Source organism: Sphingosinicella sp. (assembly GCF_041916975.1).
Lineage (GTDB): Bacteria > Pseudomonadota > Alphaproteobacteria > Sphingomonadales > Sphingomonadaceae > Sphingosinicella.
In genome coordinates this window covers 4,116,078-4,132,958 of sequence record NZ_JAYRYK010000001.1, presented here as the reverse complement: position 1 = coordinate 4,132,958, position 16,881 = coordinate 4,116,078, and the positions used below count along the sequence as shown (strand labels likewise).

Genomic DNA, 16,881 nt, shown 5'->3' with positions numbered 1-16,881 from the left:
GAGCGCCCATACGCCATTGGCAATATCGGGGCGTCCGACTATTCAGGAAGCCGGTTGAGACACAGGTTCAAGGAGCAACGCATGGATTCGCTGGTAACGACGGAATGGCTCGCGAAAGAGCTGGGCGCGAACGACCTGCGCATCGTCGATGCCTCCTACTTCCTTGACGCGCGCGATGCCCGCGCCGAATTCGAGGCCGGGCACATTCCGGGCGCCGTGTTCATGGATCTCGGCGAGCTTGCCGACACCAGCTCCAGCCTGCCGAACATGGTGCCGAGCGCCGAGAAGTTCGCCAGCCGTATGCAGGCGATCGGCCTTGGCGACGGCAGCCGCATCGTCGTTTACGACAACTCGCCGCTGCGCTCCTCGGCGCGCGCATGGTGGCTGCTCAATCTGTTCGGCGCGCACGAGGTCGCGATCCTCGATGGCGGTCTCCAGAAGTGGAAGGCCGAAGGCCGCGCGATGGAATCGGGCAAGCCCGTCGTCCGCCACCGCCACTTCACCGTCTGGAAGGACAAGGCGCAGGTCCGCGACCTCGCGCAGATGAAGGAAAACCTGAAGACCAAGGCGGAGCAGGTCGTCGACGCACGCGGCGCATCGCGTTTCCGCGGCGACGAACCCGAAACCCGCCCGGGCGTGCGCCCCGGCCACATCCCGGGCTCGTTCAACCTGCCCTACACCGAGCTTTACAACGAAGACGGCACTTACAAGCAGGGCGATGCGCTGCGCGCCGCGTTCCGTGATGTCGGCGTCGATCCGGATCAGCCCGTCGTCACCACCTGCGGCTCGGGCGTCACCGCCGCCGCGCTGTCGTTCGGGCTGCACCTGCTTGGCGCGAAGAAAACCGCGCTTTATGACGGTTCGTGGTCCGAATGGGGCGGCGAGGCGGATACGCCCGTCGTGACCGGAGCGGCGTGAGCGGGGACAAGCCCGGCGGCGACGCGCCTGCCACCAGCCTCGTTCACGCCGGGCGCCGCCCGGAATGGACGCACGGCGTCGTCAATCCACCGGTCTACCGCGCTTCGACGTGCCTCTTCGAGACGCTGGACGCCTATGAAGCGGCTTCGCGCAATCCCGACGCCGGGCTCTATTATGGACGCCGCGGCACGCCGACACAGTGGGCGCTTGCCGAGGCACTGACCGAAATGGAACCGGGCGCGGCGGGCACACACCTGTTCCCGTCGGGCGTCGCCGCGATCGCCGCCGCGCTGATGGCGGCAACGTCTTCGGGCGGTCACCTCCTGATGGTCGACAACGTCTACGAACCGACGCGAGTGATGGCGAAATCGGTTCTGGCGCGGATCGGCGTCGAAACCGAATACTACGCGCCCACGGACAGCGACGGCATCGCGCCGCTCATTCGCGCGAACACGCAGGCGATCTACATGGAAAGCCCCGGTTCGCTGACCTTCGAGGTGCAGGACGTCCCCGCCATCGCGGCACTCGCGCGCGCCCGCGGCCTCGTCTCCATCCTCGACAACACGTGGGCGACCCCCCTGCTCTTCCCGGCGATCCGCCACGGCGTCGACCTTTCGGTGCAGTCGCTCACCAAATACGTCGTCGGCCACAGCGATGCGCTGATGGGCTCGGTGACCGCCGCTCCCGATGCGTGGCAGAATTTCCGGAACACCGCGCTCCGCCTCGGCCAGACCGCAGCGCCTGACGACTGCGCGCTCGCCCTGCGCGGCCTCCGCACGCTCGCCATCCGCATGGAGCGTCACGGCAAGACTGCGCTCGCGCTTGCACGGGCGCTCAGCAAGCACCGCGCCGTCGAGCGCGTGATCTGCCCCGGCCTGCCCGGCGACCCCGGCCACGCGCTCTGGACGCGCGATTTCAACGGCTACGCCAGCCTGTTCGCCATCGCGCTGAAACCGGGGAGCCGCGAGGCGCTCGCCGCCTGCGTGGACAATCTCCGCCATTTCGGCATGGGTTTCTCGTTCGGCGGCTACGAAAGCCTCGTGCTGCCGGTGAAGCCGCTCCGCACCGCGACACGGTGGCAGACGGACGGCCCGATGCTCCGCATCCACTGCGGCCTCGAGGACGCAGACGACCTGATCGCAGACATGACCGCAGGCCTCGACCGCTACCTCAGCTAAGGTCTGCTAGGGTGTGTGGAGCTTCAGTTCAGGGCGAGGCGAAAACGGCGGATTTCGAGAACCGGCGCGCAGCGTACTTAACGTACGTGAGCACCGGAAGCGGAGAAAGCCGCCGTTTGCAGCCCGGCATGGGCTGAAGCCCCACACACCCTAGTCGTCGTCGGAAACGACGACTTTTTCACCTGTCACGCGCTGCGCCAGCGCCGCCGCCATGAAGTCATCGAGATCGCCGTCCAGCACATCGTCGGGGCTCGTGTTGACGATGCCCGTGCGCAGGTCCTTCACCTGCTGATAGGGCTGCAGCACGTAGCTCCGGATCTGGTGGCCCCAGCCGATATCGGTCTTGGTCGCGTTCACCGCGTTCGCCTCGGCCTCGCGCTTCTGCAGCTCGGCTTCGTAGAGGCGCGCCTTCAGCTGCTTCATCGCCTCGGCACGGTTCTTGTGCTGGCTGCGCTGGTTCTGGCAGGCGACGATGATGCCCGTGGGCACGTGCGTGATGCGCACGGCGCTGTCCGTCGTATTCACGTGCTGCCCGCCCGCGCCCGAGGCCCGGTAGGTATCGATCTTGAGATCGCTTTCGTTGATCTCGATGGCGATGTCGTCATCCACCACCGGATAGACCCACACGCTCGCGAAGCTCGTGTGCCGCCGTGCCGCGCTGTCATAGGGGCTGATGCGGACCAGCCGGTGCACGCCGCTTTCGGTCTTGGCATAGCCATAGGCGTTCTCGCCCTTCACCATCAGCGTCGCGGACTTGATGCCCGCCTGCTCGCCGCCGTGATAATCGACCAGTTCCACCTTGTTGCCGCGGCGTTCCGCCCAGCGCTGGTACATGCGCTGCAGCATCGAGGCCCAGTCCTGGCTTTCCGTGCCGCCCGCGCCGGCGTTGATCTCGATATAGGTGTCGTTCGCGTCCGCCTCGCCCGAAAGCAGCGCGGCGACCTTGTCCTTGTCGGCGCGGTTCGCGAGCGTCTCGAGCGCGGCGACGCCATCGTTCACGAGGTCTTCGTCGCCTTCGGCCTCGGCCATCTCGATAAGCTCGACGGTATCGTCGAGTTCGGTCTGGATGCTCCGCGTCGCCTGGATCGCCTCATCGAGGCGACGGCGCTCCAGCATCAGCTTCTGCGCGGCCTTGGGGTCGTTCCAGAGTTCGGGATTCTCGGCCTCGGCGTTCAGCTCATCAAGGCGTTTAAGGGCGACATCCCAGTCAAAGAAACCTCCTCAGCAGGGCGAGCGCCTGCTTGATCCGGTCGACATGATTGAGCGCTTCAGCGCGCATGGTACTCGTCCTTCGTGATGGAAGCTGCGGCTTCTAGTAAATGCCGCCGGTGGATTGCAAGAATTCGCTGTCCGAGCGCACGACTTCGGCCTTGGCGAAAGGATCGTAGGCGGCCGCAACACGGCGCGGTTCGCTTTCGGGCTTGAACGCTTCCCAGATCACCGCAGCGCGCGGATCGGTATCGACCTGCCAGCCGCCGTAGACGCGCTTGCCCGAACGCCGATCGATCCGCACCATGCGCACGCCGGGCGATATCTCGAAAGGCCGCTTCGGCGCATCTTTCAGCGCGGCGATGGCGAACTGCTTGAAGACCGGCGCCGCAAGCGTGCCGCCCTGCGCATAGCCGCCCATGTTCTTCGGCTCGTCGAAGCCGAGGTAGAGCCCCGCCACGACATCCGCCGTGCCGCCCACGAACCACACGTTGGTGGGACCGTTCGTGGTGCCGGTCTTGCCGAACATCGGCCGATTGAGGTCGCGCAGCACCACGGCCGTGCCGCGCTGCACAACGCCTTCCAGCATGTGCACGACCTGATAGGCGGTCTTCGCGTCCATCGCCTGCGGGCGGGCATCGGCAGGGCGCGGCATCGCGTCGCCATCCCAGTCCGGCGCGCTGCAACCCGCGCAGTCGCGCGCATCGGCGCGGTAGATCGTGCGCCCGCGCCGGTCCTGGATGAGGTCGTAAAGCACCGGCGACTGCCGTTTGCCGCCGTTCGCGAGCATCGCATAGGCGTTCGTCAGCTTCATCACCGTCGTCTCGCCCGCGCCGAGCGACATGGAAAGCACCGGCGAAAGCTTGGCGATGCCCATCTGGTCGATCGTCTCGACGACCTTGTCCATGCCCGTGTTGTAGGCGAGACGCACCGTCATCAGGTTGCGCGATTGTTCGAGGCCCCAGCGCATCGTCTGCGGGCCCGCATAGCCGCCCGAGAAGTTGCGGAAGCACTTGGTGCCGAGCGAGCGCGTCTGGAACACGCAGTAAGGTGCATCCACGACCACAGACGCGGGCGTGTAGCCGTTGTCGAGCGCGGCGGCATAAACGAACGGCTTGATCGCCGATCCCGGCTGCCGCATCGCCTGCGTCGCGCGGTTGTATTGCGAGCGGCGCGCATCGAAGCCGCCGACCATCGCGAGCACGCGGCCCGTGGAGACCTCCATCACCACCATGCCGCCGCCGATGTCCGGGATCTGGCGCAACGTATAGTCGCCGCCCGCCACGCGCTTCACGGGGATGACGTCTCCGGCTGCGAGCCGCTGGAACGCCGGCACGCCGACCCCGCGCACGGGGATCGAAGCATTCTGCGCAGACATGCGGCCGTTCGTGCCGTCTTCGAAGCCGAGCGAAATCACCCCGCCCGACTTTTCGAGCACCACAGCCGCGCGCCAGTCGTCGTAACCAACCGGCAGGTTGACGGCGCGCAGCCGCTGCGCCCAGCCTTCGCCAAGCTCAATCTTGTCGGTCACACCCCGCCAGCCGCGCGGGCGGTCATATTTCACGAGGCCGTCGCGCAGCGCCATTTCGGCGGCGCGCTGCATGGCGGGGTTGATCGTGGAGCGAACCCACAGCCCGCCCGTGTAGATGCCGTGTTCGCCCTCCTCGCCGTATTTCTCGACGAGTTCGCGGCGGATATCCTCGATGAAATAATCACCGGTGCGATCACGCGGGATTTCGGCGCGGTTGACGACGACGATCGGCTCGGCAGCGGCGGCACGCGCCTGTGCCGCGGTCACATAGCCGTTCTCCGCCATCTGCCCGAGCACCCAGTTGCGGCGCGCGAGCGCACGGACGCGGCCCTTCTCGGTGGAAGGGTTATAGTTGGCGGGCGCCTTCGGCAGCACTGCAAGGAACGCCGTCTGCGCCAGCGAAAGCTCTTCGACCGGCTTGTTGAAATAGGCGAATGATGCGGCCTGCACACCGTAGGCACTGCGGCCGAGGAAGATTTGGTTGAGGTAAAGCTCGATGATCTCGGGCTTGGTCAGCGCCTGCTCGATGCGCCGGGCAAGGAAAATCTCCTTCACCTTGCGCACGTAGCTCACCTCGTTCGTCAGCAGCAGGTTCTTGGCCACCTGCTGCGTGATCGTGGAGGCGCCCACGGGCCGCTTGCCGGTGCCCATAGCCTTCAGATTGGTGATCGCCGCCTGGAAGATGCCGGGCAGATCGATGCCGGGGTGCGTGAAGAAGGTCTTGTCCTCGGCGGAAACGAACGCGCCGACGAGCTGCTTCGGCGTCTGCTCGTAATCGAGGAAGATGCGCCGCTCGCGCGCGAAGCTCGCGAAGGGCGTCCCGTCCGCCGCGCGCACATGGCTCGGCAACGGCGGCTCGTATTCGGCAAGCTGTGCCGCATCGGGAAGTCCGCGCGCAAAGATCAGCCAGGCGACGAACACCACAAGGACGCCGAACAGCGCAGCAGCGCCCGCGACATAGCTCAGCACGCGCGCCCAGCGCGGCAGGGCACGGAACCGGCTTTTGAGGTCGCCGAGAATCTGGGCAAGACGTGCCATCGTCGCTGCCTATAGCAGGCCGGTCGCCAGTCTCAAGCTGAACGCGCCAAACCGCACCCGCCACCCGAACGTCCCCCGAACGTCATCGTCTCGCAACAGGACTGGCATCGAACCGTCGCCTGCCGCTGCTAACCGGCCGCCATGGATACGGATTTTCCCCACGAACACTGCCTGCAGATCCCCGCGCATCTGAAGGCCTCGCTTAGAATCATGCTGCTTGCGAAGCACGCCTGCGGCGACGGCAGCCACGACCGGGTGGACGGCAACCATGCCCAGTACCACCACGAACTGCGCCGCACGCTGGAGAAGATCGGCCTCAATGTCGTGACTGCAAACAGCTTCGACGCGCTGTTCGCGGAGCCGGACGTCGATTTCGTGTTTCCGCTGCTGAACCGCGCCGGGTTTCTCAACAGCGAGATGCTGGCACCGCTGCTGCTCCAGCGCCTCGGCATCCCCTATCTCGGCGCCTCGCCGATCCTGCGCGGGCTTTCGGACGACAAGCACCTGATGAAGCTCGTTGCCCGCCAGCACGCTGTGCCGACGTCGGACTGGCGCATCCTCCGCCGCGGCACCGATCTTGCCGCCGTGGCTGCGCTGGACGCCGCGCGTTACATCATCAAGCCGAACGCCTCCTCGGCCTCGTGGGGTATCGGCGTCGCCGAAACCTGGTCGGGCGCGCTCGCGCACGCCGCGCACCTCCATACCGCGGGCCACGACGCGATCATCGAGCCGTGGCTGCCCCTGCTCGACATTGCCGTGCCGGTTGTCGGCGGGCGCTCGCCTGAGCCATGGCTGCTGCCCGCCATGGCCTATATCCCCGCCGATCCCGACGCGCTCCGCAGCTACGAGGAGAAGCGCGCACTCACCGAACAGCGCGACGATCCGCTGGAGGTGCTCGCGAATTCCCGTGTCGCCGAGCGGCTTTACGCGATGACTCGCGCGCTCTGCCGCGAACTCTGGCCGTTCGACTACGGGCGCTTCGAATTCCGCTACGATCCTGCGAGCGAAAGCGTGTGGTTCATGGAGGTGAACCTCTCCTGCAATCTCTGGTCGAAAAAGAGCATTTCCCGCTCCGCCGCGACGCTCGGCATCGAGCATCACGAACTCGTCGAGTCCATCGTCGCGCACAGCCTGTGGCGGCAGGAGCTGATGAGCACCATCTCCGAGCGGCTCGTCGCCTGAGATGACCTCAGGTTTCTCCGCCATCGTGCTTGCAGGCAAGCGCGACGGGCGCCTCGATCCGCTCGCCGCGAACGCAGGCGTCTCGCACAAGTGCCTCGTGCCCGTGGCCGGCAAACCGATGCTCCTCCACGTCCTCGAAGCGCTCGACGCGGCGCAGGGTATCGGTCGTATCGTCGTCTCGATCGACACCCCGGACATCATCGCCCCCCTGATCCGCCAACTCGGCAGCGGCCGCATCAGCGTTGAGCCGTCAGCACCCAATCTCGTCGACAGCGTGTTCGGCGCCGCCAACGCCTCCACCCCGCCCTTCCTCGTGACCACCGCCGACAACGTGAACCTGACCCCCGCCAGCATCGCGGAAATCCTCACCGCATCGCAAGGCGCCGACGCCGCCGTCGCGTTCGCGCGCCGCGAGCGCGTGATCGTTGCCCACCCGGACGGGCAGCGCCGCTTTTACCGCTTCCGCTGCGGCGAGTATTCGAACTGCAATACGTACGTGCTCGGCTCGCGCGAGGCGCTGAAGGCGGCCGAGGTGTTCCGGGGCGGCGGTCAGTTCGCGAAATTTCCGATGCGGATCGTCAGGGCGTTCGGCCTCGTGAACCTCATCCGCTTCCGTTACGGCCTCGCCACACTCGATGGCGCATTCCGCGGCTTTTCGCGGCGATTTGGCCTCACCATCCGCCCCGTCCTCGTCAGCGACGGCGCGCTTGCCATCGATGTCGATAACGAGCGCACGCTGCACGTCGCCGAGACGATCCTCGGCGAACGCGGATCAGCGCTGCGCGAGCCGCCGCAGGAAATGCGCCTCGACCGCGCGCCGCACCGCCTTGGCGATCCGCTGCTGGCCTGACGCAGAGAAGAGGAACTTCGAGTCCTCCTCGTTCGAAAGATAGCCGGTCTCCAGCAGCACGGAGGGCACGTCCGGCGCCTTCAGCACCAGGAAGCCCGCGAACCGGTGAAACTGGCTGCGCACCTTGATGTCCTCGCGCATCTCGCGCTGGAGAATGGCGGCGAACTCCGCCGACGTGTTCATCGTCTCGCGCTGCGCGAGGTCGATCAGGATGTCGGTCACCTCGTTGGTCTCCACCGCAAGGTCGACGCCCGCGATGATGTCCGACCGGTTCTCCTTGGCGGCGAGGCGCGCGGCCTCGGCGTCGGACGCGTTTTCCGAAAGCGTGTAGACCGTCGCACCGCTCGCGTTCGGCACCGGCGCACTGTCGGCATGCACGGAAATGAACAGCGAGGCATTGCCGTGCCGCGCGATGCCGAAGCGGTCGCGGTGGCGCAGATAGGTGTCGTCGTCGCGCGTCAGGATCGCTTTCACGCGGCCGGAGGCATCGAGTTCCTTCTTGATCGCCTTGGCGATCGCGAGAACGACGTCCTTCTCGTATTTCTTCTCGCCAAGCACGCTGATCGTGCCGACGTCCTTGCCGCCGTGTCCCGCATCGATCACCACGACCGGAAGTCGCCCTGCAAGGCGGGGGCGCGGCGGCTGCGTGGCCGGCGCTTTGGTGGCCGGAGCAGTAACGACTTTTACCGGCGCAGTTGTCGCGGGCTTCGGCGGGACTACAACCTTCACCGGCGCGGCAGGCGGTAGCTTCACGACAGGCGGTATCGCGGGCCGGGCGGATGCGACGGCAGGCTTCTCCGTTTTGGTCGGCGCGGCAATCAGCGTCGAACGTCCGCTCGCAACCAGCTTCGCGAACGCCGCCTCGCTCGTCGGCGCCACGGTCAGCCTCAGCTTTCCGTCGGAATAGCCGCTCGATATAATGCGGGAGGGCGACGCGAGATCGATGACCAGGCGCGCCGTATCGGCATCGAACTGGGCATTGCGCACCTTGAGAACGATGCCACCGCCCAAAACCGAACCGCCCGGCGCGGTCATCCCATCGAGATCGACAGCCAGCCGCGGCGGACCGGATAATGCGAAGGCCGAGATACGCCCGGCACCCTCCGCACCAATACTGACGGTGGCGCCGTCGCCGCTCACGGTTACAACCGGATCGCCCAGACGCGCAGCCGTGGCGGGCGCGGAAAGCGTGACGCACGCCGCGATCAGCGGTACGCAAAGCGCCTGCCTTCCCCGCCTCAACCAGCGCGACATGTTTCATCCCCCGCAAGAGCGTTTTGCCTGCCCGACATCCCCCCGGAAATGGCGAACTTCAGCCGAATCCTATGGTTAAGGTTCGAGGTGTTCAAGTGAATTGCACATTTCCGTAACGCTTTGTGTTGTTCATGCCACGCATAGCTGCTAGCAGACCGAATAGCGGCCAATGTCCGGTCCTCCGTCAGTGTCCAAACCATCTGCTCATCGGGTCGATGGTTTCACGCCTTCCCGCGCGAAACGGCACTGGCATTTTGCCGGACGGGGAGATGCTGCCGCTAAGATCGAGGTTTTGACGCATGTCGGCAATGCGATGCCATGAGGAGACGATGAAGGCGATGGCCTTCCCCTCGGCGCGCGATATGCGGCTCGCCACAGTTCCAAACCATCGGAGCGCGGGCTTGCCCGAAGCTCCCGTAACACGTGCCCCATCGTCTGCGGCTGAAGCCTCAGCGGTGCCGAGGCCTCGGAGAACACTAAATGTCAATGCGCATGCTCATCGACGCGCGCCACCCGGAGGAGACCCGGGTCGCCGTCATAGAAGGCAACCGGATCGAGGAATTTGACTTCGAATCCGCCCAGAAGGAACAACTGAAGGGCAATATCTACCTCGCCAAGGTTACACGCGTCGAACCCTCGCTGCAGGCGGCGTTCGTGGAATATGGCGGAAACCGGCACGGCTTTCTCGCCTTCTCGGAAATCCACCCGGATTATTACCAGATCCCGAAAGAGGATCGTGACGCGCTGCTCCGCGAGGAGCGCGAGGCCGCCGAGGCGCACCGCGCCGAGATGGACGCCGAGCACGAAGACGACGATGACGACGCGGAGAGCGCCGACGAGGCGTCCGACGACGGCGAGGACAGCGAGCCGCCCGCGCCCACCTCAGTCGGCAGCGACCATCATGACGACCACGACAACGCCATGCGGGCGAAGCGCCAGAACCTGCGCCGCCGCTACAAGATTCAGGAAGTCATCAAGCGCCGTCAGGTGCTACTGGTGCAGGTCGTCAAGGAAGAGCGCGGCAACAAAGGCGCGGCTCTGACCACCTACCTGAGTTTGGCAGGCCGTTACTGCGTGTTCATGCCGAACACCAACCACGGCGGCGGCATCAGCCGGAAGATTTCGAACCAGAGCGACCGCAAGCGGCTGAAATCCATCGTCTCGGAGCTGCAGCTGCCGCAGGGCATGGGCTGCATCATCCGCACCGCAGGCCTGTCGCGCACGCGCGCCGAAATTCGCCGCGACTTCGATTACCTCACGCGCCTGTGGGACGAGATCCGCGAGAAGACGCTGGCTTCATCTGCGCCCGCGCTGATCCACGAGGACTCCGATCTCATCAAGCGGGCGATCCGCGATATCTACAATCGCGACATCGGCGAAGTGCTGGTGGACGGAGACGAGGGATACCGTGCGGCCCGGAGCTTTATGAAGCTCCTGATGCCAAGCCATGCGAAGAAGGTTCAGCAATACGTTGATCCCGTTCCGCTTTTCCAGCGCTTCCAGGTCGAGCAGCAGCTGGCGGCCATGTACCACCCGGTGGTGCAGCTGAAATCGGGCGGCTACATGGTCATCAACCCGACCGAAGCGCTCGTTTCGATCGACATCAACTCGGGCAAATCGACGCGCGAGCACAATATCGAGGAAACCGCGCTCAAGACGAACCTTGAAGCGGCGCGCGAAATCTCGCGTCAGCTTCGCCTGCGCGACATGGCCGGCCTCGTCGTCATCGACTTCATCGACATGGACGTGCATTCGAACAACCGCAAGGTCGAGAAGGCACTGAAGGAAGCGCTGAAGCACGACCGCGCGCGCATCCAGGTAGGCCGCATCTCGTCGTTCGGCCTCCTCGAGATGAGCCGCCAGCGACTGCGCACCGGTGTGCTCGAAGCCTCGACGCACGTCTGCCCGGTTTGCGAAGGCGCGGGCATGGTCCGCACCGTGCAGTCCGCCGCGCTCGGCGCGCTGCGCGTGCTGGAAGCCGAGGCGCTCCGCGGCAAGCACAGCCGCATCACGCTGCGCCTGCCCTTCGAGGTGGCGATCTACATGCTGAACGTGAAGCGCAGCCAGATCTCGCGTGTCGAGGATCTGTACGGCGTCATGGTCGAGATCGCGCCCAACGGCGACCTCAATGTCGGCGATCAGGAGATCGACGGCAGCGGCCCGCCGCCCGTGCCGCGTGTCAGCCTGCAAACGCCCGTGGCGCCCGCGCCCGAGGATGACGACGACGATATCGTCGAAGAGGAGGACGAGGCCGAGGACGAAGAGGTCGAAGTCGAAGTCTCCGAACGCCGCGAGCGCAACGATGAGCGCCGCGACGACGGCGGCCGTTCGCGCCGCCGCCGCCGTGGACGCGGCCGCCGCGACCGCGAACGCGACGACGAGCGCCGCCCCGCACCGCAGGACGCCGCAGACGCTCTCGATGCCGGGAGCGAGGATGCGGACGAAGCTGCGGAAGGCGAAGCTAAACGCACCGAGACGCAGGAGCAATCGCGCGACGACCGGGATGAGGACGGCAGCAAGCGGCGCCGCCGCCGCCGGGGTCGTCGTGGCGGTCGCCGCCGGAACGGTGACGAGGTCACGGAAGAAGCCGCAGAGGGTGAAGCCGCCGAGGCCGGAGCCGGTTCAGAGGACGAAACCGCGCCGGAAATCGAACCGGCTGCGGAGGCCCCTGCGGAAGCCGAAGCCCCTGCCCGCAAGCCGCGCGGCCGTCGCAAGGCCGTGAAGGCTGAAACCACGGAAACCGAGGACGTAGCGGAACCGGAAACGGTCGAGGCTCCCGCCGTTGAAGCGCCCGCAGCGGAGGCCGAAGCCAAGCCCAAGCGGACCCGGCGCAAGAAGGCGGAGACGGTAGAGGCCGCGGCCGAGCCTGCACCGGAGCCCGCGCCACCTGTCGAAGAGGTCGCTGCCGAGGCGCCCGAAAAGCCGAAGCGCGCGCCGCGCCGCAAGGCAGCCGCCAAAAACGCGCCTGCCGCGGAAACCGTGTCGGAGGCCGTGGAGGTTGCCGAGACGACCGAGACCGCCGCGAACGATACGGAGGAAGATTCCGCACCGCCGCGTAAGGGCTGGTGGCAGCGGACGTTCGGCGACTGAGACGTCAGCGTACCAGAGACATGGCGGCGGCGGGCTTGCAATCGCCCGCCGCCGCCCTAGTTTCGCTCATTGGGGGTTCAGTCGCGAAAGGTGATAGGGCGGCGATGACATCCCGGTTTGTTTCAGCCCGGAAGCCTTTTTCGGCTGGCCTGCGCCTTCTTCTCGCTGTCGCTCTCGCCATTACGGCGTCGATCCGTCCCGCGCTCGCCCAGAGCATCCTGCGCGACGCGGAAACCGAGGCCTTCTTCCACGAAATCTCCGCACCGCTCGCCGAAGCCGCCGGGCTCAACCCGCGCTCGCTCGACGTCATCCTCATCGGCGATTCCTCGATCAACGCGTTCGTCGCGGGCGGACAGGCGGTCTATATCCACAGCGGCCTCATCATGGCGGCAGACGACGTCAACGAGGTGCAGGGCGTCATCGCCCACGAAATCGGCCACATCACCGGCGGGCACGTCGTGCGCTTCAGCGAGGGCGCCAAGGCGGCGACTTCGATCACGTTGCTCTCGATGCTGCTCGGCGCGGCCGCGATGGCGGCGGGCGCTGGTGAAGCGGGCATGGCGATCTTCGCGGGCGGGCAGCAGGCCGCGCTCGGCAAGTTCCTCGCCTATTCGCGCACGCAGGAATCCGCGGCGGACCAGGCCGGCGCGACCTTCCTGCACAAGGCGGAGCTTTCCGGCCGGGGATCGATCAACTTCTTCAAGAAGCTGCAGAACCAGGAATTCCGGCTCGCGATCCCGCAGGACAACGGCTACGCGCGGACTCACCCGCTGACGGGCGATCGCATCGCCGCGCTCGAAAACACGTACAAGAACGACGCGGCGTGGGAAAAGCCCACGGACCCGGCGCTGCAGGCGAAATTCCTGCGCATCAAGGCTAAGCTTTACGGCTATATCGAGGAGCCTTCGCGCACCTTCCAGAAATACCCGGAAACCGACACATCCGTACCCGCGCGCTACGCCCGCGCCTACGCATGGCACAAGAATGCCTTTCCGGACCGCGCGGAGACCGAGATCGACTGGCTGCTGCGGGACGCGCCGGACGACCCCTTCTTCCTTGAACTCAAAGGGCAGGTGCTGCTCGAATCCGGCAAGGTCGGCGATGCGATCGGCCCGCTGCGCCGCGCCGTCGCGCTCGCACCCGATCAGCCGCTGATTGCCGGGATGCTCGGCCACGCGCTGATCGCGACCGAGAAGCCCGAGAACACCGAGGAGGCGAAGCGCGTGCTGCGCGCCGCGGTGGCGCGCGACAACCGAAACCCCTTCGCCTGGTATCAGCTCGGCATCGCCTATGCACGCGGCGGCGACGAAGCGCGCGCCGCGCTCGCGACCGCCGAGCAGAACAATCTCACCGGCAACGCGCAACTTGCGCTCGCCAGTTCGCGTATGGCGATGGCGGGCCTCAGCCCCGGCACTCCGGACTGGATTCGGGCACAGGATATCTACATGGTGAGCCAACACGCCGTCGAAGACGAGGACGGCAAGCGGAAACGTCGTTAGGGGCTTTATGATCGATTTCTACAAACGCCTGCGGGCGCGCTGGCCGCTCGCGGCCAACATCGTGGGCGTGTTCGCGCTGCTGCTGCTCGCGGGCGGGCTCCTGATGCTGCTCACCGGCCGCCAGGCGTCTGTGGCGAACGGCGGCGCGCTCACGAAGGCGCAGCGCGAAGAGGTGGAGAAGATCGTCCACGATTATATCCTCGCGCACCCGGAGATCATCCCCGAGGCGGTGAACCGCCTGCAGGCGCGCGAGGTCTCGAGCCTCGTCTCCCAGAACCGCGAGGAGATCGAAACGCCCTTCGGCAGCGCATGGGCAGGCGCGAAGGACGGCGACGTCACGCTCGTCGAGTTCTTTGACTACAACTGCCCCTACTGCCGCCTTTCGCACCCGGACGTCGAACGGCTGCTCAAAGAGGACAAGAAGCTGAAGGTCGTCTACCGCGACCTCCCCGTGCTCGGCGAAGCCTCCCGCGAAGCCGCGCTCGCCAGCCTTTCGGCGGCAGAGCAGGGCAAATACCGAGCCTTCTACAACTGGATGTTCACGGACAAGGCGCGCGTCTCCACGCAAAAGACGATCCAGGGCGTCCGCAAGGCCGGGCTCAATGAAGCGCGCGCCGCCGAAGACATGAAAAGCGAACGCCTGAAGCGCGAAATCGACAAGAACCTCCGCCTCGGCAATGCGCTCGGCCTCACCGGCACGCCGAGCTACGTCGTCGGCAACCGTATCCTCTCGGGCGCGGTTGGCTATGACGAGCTGAAAAAAGCGATCGAAGAGGCGCGGAAAGCAGGCTGAACGCACAGCGCGCCAGCCGCCAGGTCACTCCTTCCGTCCCATCTTCCTAGCAATTTACCCGAACGTGAGACTTGCGCCGAAACGTTTTGGCGTTAAATGATATGATATACTGTCTCATATCAATCGGGGGAAATCGTGACCATTGCATTGCCGTTTCGGGCTGGACTTCTGCTCGGCCTGCCGTTTCTGGCCGTCCCCGCATTCGCCGACGACGTGGATGACGAGAAGCGCCGCAACACGGAAATCGTCGTGACCGGTATCGCCGCCGACGACAGCTATGCGCCGGAAACGGCTGCGGTCGCCGGCAAGAGCCCCGCCTCCATTCTCGAAACTCCGCAATCGATAAGCGTCGTGACCCGCGAGCAGATCGAGGACCGCAACCTCTTCACGATCGGCGAGGCGGTACAGCAGGTGACGGGCGTGACGGTGATGCCCTTCGACGGATCGAACCCCGATTATCGCGCGCGTGGTTTCGTACTCGATTATGCTTACGACGGCGTGCCGTCGACCTTCTCGTCCGGCGTGCCGGAATTCGACCTCGTGATTTACGAGCGGATCGAGATCCAGCGCGGGCCGACCGGCCTGTTCCGCGGCGCCGGCTCTCCGGGGGGCACGATCAACCTCATTCGCAAGCGCGGCCAAAGCGAATTCTCGATGTCGGCCGCCCTCTCCGCCGGCGCCTGGAACCACTACCGCGGCGAGTTCGATATCGGCGGACCGATCGATGCCGCCGGCAGGCTGCGCGTCCGGGCGGTGGGCAGCCTGCTCGATCGCGATTTCTTCCAGAAGAAATCGCACACGCGGAAATTCGTGGCCTACGGCGCGATCGACTACGATCTCACGCCCACGACCACGATCGGCGCATCGATCAGCTATCAGGACAACGAGGCCCAGACACCGCAGAACGGCCAGCCCGCATTCAGCGATCAACGATTCCTCGGTTTTCCGCGCAGCTTTCAGCACCTGCCCGACTGGAACCTCTTCACCGACACGACAATCGAATATGCCGCCGAGGTCGAGCAGCGCATCGGACAGTGGACGCTCAAAGTGCGTGCGCTGGAACGCCAGATTCCGCGCTTCTGGATGGATGCGTTCATCCAGCCGGGCACCGGTGTCGACCCCGTCACGCTGACGGCGACCTACGTCAACCGGCGCAGCGACGGCGAGAACGGCAAGCAGGCGGTGGATGCCTATGCGACCGGCCCATTCACGCTGTTTGGACGCGAGCATGAATTGGCGATCGGCTACAGCTTCGACAAGCGGACGACATCTTTCCTGTCCCGCTCGCAAATGGCGGTGGGGCGCTACTCGATCTTCGACGCCGATTCGGTTCCCCTCCCCCCGGCAGCCTTCACGCAGGGCAGCGAAACCGATCTTCGGCAGAGCGGTTTCCACGCCCAGGCGCGACTGCGCATCCTTGATCCGCTGACCGTAGTGCTCGGCGGACGCTTCAGTGACTTTACCAACAAGTCCCGCAACATCCCGCCATCGGCCACGACCGATTTCCGCGTGACGTCACGGGAACGGGGTCAGTTCACGCCAAGCGTGGGCGCGGTGCTGCATCTCACCGACGATGTCACGCTCTACGGAAGCTATTCCGACATCTTCAACCCGCAGACCGCGCTTCGGCAGGATGGAATGACGATCGATCCGCGCGTTGGCCAGCAATACGAGGTCGGCCTGAAGGGCCGTTTCCTGGGCGGCAGGCTGAACGCCAGCGCCGCCGTGTTCCGCAGCAAGGACAAGAACCGCGCGCTCGCCGACGCTTCCGCACCGGGCTTTTTCGTCGCCGCCGGAGAGGTCAGTATCGAAGGCTTCGAGTTCGAGGTCACGGGAAGCCCGCTCGAAGGCCTCGACCTCAATCTTGGCTACACCAATGTGAAGACCCAATACGAGGTGGGCACGGCGGCGCAGACCGGCGCGGTCTTCGACATCTTCACGCCGCGCCACCAGTTCAAAGGCTACGCGCGCTACGAACCGGCGGCGCTCGGCGGGGCGTTCGCATCGGTCGGGGTCAATGCGCAAAGCAAGGTCGTCGGCGCCGGTATTGCGGGAATCCGGGAACAGGGTGCGTTCGCAGTTGCAAGCGCACAGCTCGGCTATCGCTTCAACGAACGGCTGCGGCTCTTCGCGACGGTCAACAACCTGTTCGACAAGGTCTATTACGTCCGCGTCGGCTCGATCAACACGTACAACAACTATGGCGAGCCTCGAAACGTGCTGCTGACGCTGCGCGCCAGCTATTGAGACTGGGCTGGAATCAAAGCCCGGCCCTGACCCAATAAAATCGCACGCACCGTTCGCAGTTCGTTTAACGTCCGCACCGACCTGACGGCGAT

The 16,881-nt window shown here is 65.7% G+C and carries 11 protein-coding genes; 8 read left to right on the top strand and 3 right to left on the bottom strand.

The features are described 5' to 3' along the window. The first annotated feature begins 81 nt into the window (after positions 1–81). Together sseA and metC are read left to right on the top strand one after the other, a co-directional pair. Complete coding sequence (gene sseA / locus ACE3TJ_RS19375) at positions 82–918, top strand: 3-mercaptopyruvate sulfurtransferase (RefSeq protein ID WP_374599166.1); 837 nt, start codon at positions 82–84, stop codon at positions 916–918. Next, positions 915–2,096: a cystathionine beta-lyase gene (gene metC / locus ACE3TJ_RS19370; protein WP_374599164.1), complete on the top strand. Its 1,182-nt coding sequence runs from the start codon at positions 915–917 to the stop codon at positions 2,094–2,096. Before sseA ends, metC begins: the two co-directional genes overlap by 4 nt. Before the next feature lie 150 nt (positions 2,097–2,246). Here the strand turns inward: metC and prfB are convergent. Then, a protein-coding gene (gene prfB / locus ACE3TJ_RS19365; RefSeq protein WP_374599162.1) for a peptide chain release factor 2 occupies positions 2,247–3,375 on the bottom strand; the annotation gives its coding sequence in 2 pieces (ribosomal slippage) (positions 2,247–3,305 and positions 3,307–3,375; 1,128 coding nt in all). Between the two features lie 33 nt (positions 3,376–3,408). Next, complete coding sequence (locus ACE3TJ_RS19360; protein ID WP_374599160.1) at positions 3,409–5,874, bottom strand: penicillin-binding protein 1A; 2,466 nt, start codon at positions 5,872–5,874, stop codon at positions 3,409–3,411. A 141-nt stretch (positions 5,875–6,015) separates the two neighbouring features. Between ACE3TJ_RS19360 and ACE3TJ_RS19355 the strand changes: the two genes are divergently transcribed. Together ACE3TJ_RS19355 and ACE3TJ_RS19350 are read left to right on the top strand one after the other, a co-directional pair. Beyond that, positions 6,016–7,056, top strand: a complete 1,041-nt coding sequence (locus ACE3TJ_RS19355) for a phosphoribosylglycinamide synthetase (protein WP_374599158.1) — start codon at positions 6,016–6,018, stop codon at positions 7,054–7,056. A 1-nt stretch (position 7,057) separates the two neighbouring features. Then, complete coding sequence (locus ACE3TJ_RS19350; protein WP_374599156.1) at positions 7,058–7,906, top strand: NTP transferase domain-containing protein; 849 nt, start codon at positions 7,058–7,060, stop codon at positions 7,904–7,906. On the opposite strand, the gene ACE3TJ_RS19345 is transcribed toward ACE3TJ_RS19350, so the two are convergent. Then, on the bottom strand, positions 7,829–9,160 hold the full coding sequence (locus tag ACE3TJ_RS19345) for an N-acetylmuramoyl-L-alanine amidase (protein WP_374599154.1): 1,332 nt from the start codon (positions 9,158–9,160) through the stop codon (positions 7,829–7,831). The two genes, ACE3TJ_RS19350 and ACE3TJ_RS19345, sit on opposite strands and share 78 nt — an antisense overlap. Before the next feature lie 480 nt (positions 9,161–9,640). Here ACE3TJ_RS19345 and ACE3TJ_RS19340 point away from each other — a divergent pair, with 480 nt between their 5' ends. The 4 genes from ACE3TJ_RS19340 to ACE3TJ_RS19325 all read left to right on the top strand — a co-directional run bounded on the left by ACE3TJ_RS19340 (position 9,641) and on the right by ACE3TJ_RS19325 (position 16,789). Beyond that, positions 9,641–12,250 (top strand): ribonuclease E/G, encoded by a 2,610-nt coding sequence (locus ACE3TJ_RS19340; RefSeq protein ID WP_374599152.1) that lies wholly within the window; start codon positions 9,641–9,643, stop codon positions 12,248–12,250. A gap of 104 nt (positions 12,251–12,354) precedes the next feature. Beyond that, positions 12,355–13,749: a M48 family metalloprotease gene (locus tag ACE3TJ_RS19335; protein ID WP_374599150.1), complete on the top strand. Its 1,395-nt coding sequence runs from the start codon at positions 12,355–12,357 to the stop codon at positions 13,747–13,749. 7 nt (positions 13,750–13,756) lie between these two features. Beyond that, positions 13,757–14,542 (top strand): DsbA family protein, encoded by a 786-nt coding sequence (locus ACE3TJ_RS19330; protein WP_374599148.1) that lies wholly within the window; start codon positions 13,757–13,759, stop codon positions 14,540–14,542. Between the two features lie 135 nt (positions 14,543–14,677). Then, positions 14,678–16,789 carry a TonB-dependent siderophore receptor gene (locus ACE3TJ_RS19325; RefSeq protein WP_374599146.1) on the top strand — a complete coding sequence of 704 codons (2,112 nt, stop codon included), beginning with the start codon at positions 14,678–14,680 and terminating at the stop codon, positions 16,787–16,789. The last annotated feature ends 92 nt before the right edge of the window (positions 16,790–16,881 follow it).